The organism is Gaiella sp., assembly GCF_039915195.1.
Taxonomy (GTDB): Bacteria; Actinomycetota; Thermoleophilia; order Gaiellales; family Gaiellaceae; genus Gaiella.
Genome location: NZ_JBDSNT010000153.1, coordinates 1 through 4,855 on the forward strand (window position 1 = coordinate 1; position 4,855 = coordinate 4,855).

At 68.4% G+C, this 4,855-nt stretch carries 5 protein-coding genes; 2 read left to right on the forward strand and 3 right to left on the reverse strand.

Going from position 1 to position 4,855, the window contains the following annotated elements; genetic code table 11:
* Nucleotides 1–167 precede the first annotated feature (167 nt).
* Nucleotides 168–1,301 (forward strand): FAD-dependent oxidoreductase, encoded by a 1,134-nt coding sequence (locus ABIR74_RS13955; RefSeq protein ID WP_348179181.1) that lies wholly within the window; start codon nt 168–170, stop codon nt 1,299–1,301.
* 6 nt (nt 1,302–1,307) lie between these two features.
* Here ABIR74_RS13955 and ABIR74_RS13960 read toward each other — a convergent pair whose 3' ends face one another.
* Nucleotides 1,308–1,976 carry a peptidoglycan-binding domain-containing protein gene (locus ABIR74_RS13960; protein ID WP_348179183.1) on the reverse strand — a complete coding sequence of 223 codons (669 nt, stop codon included), beginning with the start codon at nt 1,974–1,976 and terminating at the stop codon, nt 1,308–1,310.
* A gap of 92 nt (nt 1,977–2,068) precedes the next feature.
* On the opposite strand from ABIR74_RS13960, the gene ABIR74_RS13965 reads away from it, so the two are divergent.
* Nucleotides 2,069–3,703, forward strand: a complete 1,635-nt coding sequence (locus ABIR74_RS13965; protein ID WP_348179185.1) for an amidohydrolase — start codon at nt 2,069–2,071, stop codon at nt 3,701–3,703.
* On the opposite strand, the gene ABIR74_RS13970 is transcribed toward ABIR74_RS13965, so the two are convergent.
* Nucleotides 3,700–4,188 (reverse strand): ureidoglycolate lyase, encoded by a 489-nt coding sequence (locus ABIR74_RS13970; RefSeq protein WP_348179187.1) that lies wholly within the window; start codon nt 4,186–4,188, stop codon nt 3,700–3,702. The two genes, ABIR74_RS13965 and ABIR74_RS13970, sit on opposite strands and share 4 nt — an antisense overlap.
* Nucleotides 4,185–4,855, reverse strand: a 671-nt coding sequence (locus tag ABIR74_RS13975; protein WP_348179189.1) for a bifunctional allantoicase/(S)-ureidoglycine aminohydrolase, incomplete at its 5' end; no start/stop codon positions are given. The genes ABIR74_RS13970 and ABIR74_RS13975, both read right to left, overlap by 4 nt.

Consider the following 4,855-nt stretch of genomic DNA (forward strand, 5'->3'; position numbering starts at 1 on the left):
TGTCGGCTGCGACGGCGCTTACCACGGAGTCGAACGGCCCCTTGGCGCGGCCGCCGGGGGCGTGCTCACCGCCATCGACACGGTACTCAGGCTGCGTCCCGTTCCTTGTCGAGACGATGGGTCTTGAACCACAGTGAGTCCTGGCGCGGGTGGTCTATGATCGCCGAATGCCGTGCCGCGTCCTCATCCTCGGAGCAGGTTTCGGTGGCCTCGAGCTCGCGACGACGCTTTCCGAGGAGCTCGGCAACGATGTCGATGTCACGCTCATCGACAGGAACACAGCGTTCTCGTTCGGCTACTCCAAGCTCGACGTGATGTTCGGCCGGCAGACCCTTGTCGAGACACGACTTCCGTACGCCGACATCGAGAGGCCCGGTGTGCGGTTCCTCCGGCAGACGGTCACCTCGATCGACGCGGAGGCGCGGCGCGCGACCACTGACGAAGGCCTCCACGAGGCCGACGTCCTCGTCATCGCGCTCGGGGCCGACTACGACCTCGACGCGACTCCCGGTCTCGCGGAGGGCGGCAACGAGTTCTACTCGTTCGAGGGCGCCGCTCTCCTCGGCGACGTGATCCCCACCTTCACGAAGGGGCACGCGATCATCGGCGTCTGTGGCGCGCCCTTCAAGTGCCCTCCAGCGCCGAGTGAGTGCGCGCTGCTGCTCCACGACGACCTCGTTGCGCGAGGTGTGCGCGACGACTGCGAGATCTCCGTCGTGATGCCCTTTCCGAGGCTCGTCCCGCCCTCGCCCGAGACGTCGGCCGCACTCCTCGACGCCTTCGTCGAGCGTGGTATCGCGTTCATCCCCGACCGGCGCGTCAGCGCGATCGATCCCGCTCGCAGCGTCGCCGTGCTCGACGACGGAACGGAGATGCCCTTCGACCTCTTCCTCGGCGTGCCGAAGCATCGCGCACCCGACGTCGTGCTCGAGAGCGGCCTCGCGGTCGACGGGTACATCCCGGTCGACCACGCGACGCTCGAAACGCAGATCCCCGGCGTGTACGCCGTCGGCGACGTCACCACGGTCGGCGTGCCGAAGGCAGGGGTCTTCGCCGAGCGAGCAGCGCGGGTCGTCGCCGGGTCGATCGTCGCGACGATACGCGGTGGCGAGCAGCCCGAGCCCTACGACGGGCGGGGGTCGTGCTACATCGAGTTCGGCCACGGGCTCGTCGGCCGCGTCGATGTCGACTTCTACTCCGGCCCGAAGCCGACGGGTGTGTTCAGCGAACCGTCGGACGCACTCGTCCGGGAAAAAGAGCACTTCGGCTCGAGCCGAAGAGCCCGCTGGTTCGCCAGCTGACGCTCGTCAGCCCTTCGCGAGGGCAGCGTTGATCGCCGCGAGCGTCGCCGGCCCGGCGACACCGTCGGCGGAGAGGCCGACTGCGGTCTGGAACGCGGAGGCAGCTGCTACGGTCGCCGGCCCGTAGCTTCCGTCCGGCGTTCCGGCCGCGTATCCGAGGCTCGTCAGCGCCGCCTGCAGCGTTGCGACGGACTGTGACCCCTTCGTGCCGGGGCGGAGCGTCTCGTCGGTCGGGACCGACGTCGGCGGGGTCGCCGGCGTCGTGACGGCGGGTGTCGTCTCGGCGGGTGTCGTCTCGGCGGGTGTCGTCTCGGTCGGTGTTGTCTCGGTGGGCGTGGTCTCTGCAGGTGTCGTCGGTGCTGCCTCCACGGTCGACGTCATGGTCACGACCGTCTCCGTCGAATCCTTGGTGATGCGCCCTACGAGGAAGCCTGCGAAGACGAGAAAGACGGCCACGAGCACAGCCAGGACGATTCCGAGGTGACGGTGGGCGACGTCCCTGGATGCGGGGTCGTCGTGCTCCCACTGATCGGCGGCCTCCCACTCCGGCTCTCGGTCGTACGCATCGTCGCTCCCCAGAGGCAGATCCTCGCGGCCGGTCGTCGGCGCCTCGCTCGAAGCGAACCAGTCGTCGTCCGGGGGGCTGGGATGAGCGTCGTCGATGCGCATCGACATCCCAGAAGGCTACTCCCGGCGGCGGAGGGCGGCCGACCGAGGGCGGTGGACGGCCTGTCGGCAAAGTGCCTGTTGGCATAGACTCACCCGACATGCCCGGGGTCGAGCTCGCGTTTCTAGGAGGAAGCGTCATCACGGTCGATCCGGCGCAGCCGCGCGCCGAAGCCGTCGCCGTGACGGAAGGCCGGATTGTCGCTGTCGGCTCCGATGAAGAGATCCGGAAGCTGATCGCGCCCTCGACCGACGTGATCGAGCTCGATGGTCGGACGCTCCTGCCCGGCTTCCAGGATGCCCATCTCCATTTCGCGCACGGAGGGATGACTGCGTGCGAATGCGACCTTTATGGGACGTTCACCCCGGCCGAGCATGCCGATGCGATCGTCGCGTACGCGGCTCGCAATCCGGCGAACCGCTGGATCGTCGGCGGGGGCTGGTCGATGGACGACTTCGGGGGCCGGATGCCGACCAGGGAGTTTCTGGATGCCCTTGTCCCTGACCGGCCGGTTGCTCTCCGCACGCGCGACGGTCACACGCTCTGGAGCAACAGCCGGGCGCTCGATCTCGCTGGGATCACTGCGGCGACATCCGATCCGGCGGGCGGCGTGATCGACCGTGACGGCACCGGAGCTCCGTCGGGAACGCTCCAGGAGACGGCGATCCGACTCGTGCAGGAGCTTCTCCCCGAGCCGTCGCAGGGCGAGTGGGAGCAGGCGATCCTGGATGCCCAGCGGACGCTTCACGCTCTCGGGATCACGGCGTGCCAGGAGGCGTCGCTCGACCAGTCCCTCTTTGCGCCCTACCGCTCGGTCGCCGAGCGGGGGGAGTTGACGATGCGCACGGAAGGCAATCTCCTCTGGCGTGACGACGCCGGCGACGAGCTGATCGAGGAACTGCTCGAGCGCCGCGCGCGCGGAACCGTCGGGCGTCTCCGCCTCCGTGGCGTGAAGCTGTTCCAGGACGGCGTCGTCGAGAGCTACACCGCGGCGATGCTCGCTCCGTATCACGATGCCGACGGCGCGATCACCGAGAGGTATGGCGCAAGTCTGTTCGAGCCCGAGCGTCTGGAACGGATAGTCGGTCTGCTCGATGCCAACGGCTTTCAGGTGCACATCCACGCCCTCGGCGACAGAGCGGTGCGTGAAGCACTCGACGCGCTCGAGGCTGCTACCGCTCTCAACGGTCGACGCGACGCGCGCCACCATCTCGCCCACGTGCAGTTCGCCGCCCCCGCCGACCTGCCCCGCTTCGGTGAACTCGGCGTCGTGGCGAACGTGACGCCGTACTGGGCCGTGCTCTCGGGGTACGTGCTGGACCTGACCCTTCCGTTCGTCAGCCCCGAGGCCGGAGCGTCGATGTATCCCTTCGGGAGCATCCTTCGTCAGGGAGGGCGGCTCGCGTTCGGGAGCGACTGGAGCGTGTCGACGCCCGATCCACTACTCCAACTCGAGGTCGCCGTCACGCGTCGGCGCCCTGGTCAGGACGGCGACGAGCCCCTCCTGCCGCGCGAGCGGCTGACCCTGGACGAGGCAATCGCCGCGGCCACCATGGGCTCGGCGTACGTCAATCACCGCGATCACGATACGGGTTCGATCGAGCCCGGCAAACTGGCCGACCTCGTCGTCCTCGATCGTGATCTGCACGACCGCGGGGCAGGAGCGATCGGCGAGGCTCGCGTCGTCACGACGCTCGTCGAAGGTGCGCTCGTCTACGACGCGTCGACAGGTTAATCCCTGATCACGAGAGGAGCTGCCAGCCGGTACTCCTCGAGGTTCGGCGTCGCGCCGACCCGGTCGATCACCGTGAAGCGGCCAGGTCCCGCAAGGGGTGTCAGGACCCCGTGCCACGTGTTGCGCAGGATGTTGATCCCCTGGCCGGGCGCAGTGCGAAACGCGCGCACGTTCACGGGCCGTCCCTTTTCGTCCATCGCAACGATCACGAGAAACGGATCAGCCGACATCGGGACGAAAGCCTGTGAGCCCTCGGGGTGGCGCTCGACGAGCTCGAGCGTCAGGGGAAGCGAGCGTGGCATCGCGTGAAAGACGCTCAGCCCGGCCCGACCATCGGGGCCGAAGTCGAGCCGGGCCCGGTCGTGAAACCGCTCGCACGATCCCTCGTTGATGATTCGGTCCGGTGCGCCGACGGCCTCGAGCACGTCCCCGTACGGGGCGAACGCGGCGACGGTCAGCGGCTCGATCCGAACGTGCGCGATCATCGCGCAACGAGCTCGGGGTGCCTGTTCACGTCCTTGTAGAGCAGGTACCGGAACCGGCCGTTGCCCGTCGCGATGCACGCCTGGGGGCAGAACGCGCGAAGCCAGATGAAGTCCCCCGGCTCGACGGTGACCCAGTCCCGGTTGAGGAGGTACTCTGCGGTGCCCTCGAGAACGTAGATCCCGTGCTCCATCACGTGCGTCTCCGCGAACGGGATGCGCCCTCCGGGCTCGAACGTGACGATGTTGACGTGCATGTCGTGGCGTAGGTCGGCGGGGTCGGCAAAACGGGTCGTCCCCCAGTTCTCGGCGCTACTCATCCAGTCGATCGCCACTTCGGCATCCGACGTGAGGATGGGGTCGGGCGTCGAGAGCCCTGCCGCCGGGGTGTAGCGCTTGCGCACCCAGTGGAACTGCAACGCCGTCGTGGCGTCGTTCCGCACGGCCCAGCTGCGTCCGGGCGGAACGTACGCATAGCCACCAGCACCGACCGAGTTGGGCGCGCCGTCAACCGTAAGCGTCAACTCGCCGCTCGCGACGAATATCGCCGCCTCGGCACCTGTGTCGGGCTCGGGGCTGTCGCTTCCACCGCCGGGCACGACCTCGACGGCGTACTGGGCGAACGTCTCGGCGAAGCCCGAGAGGGGGCGGGCGAGAATCCAGGCTCGTG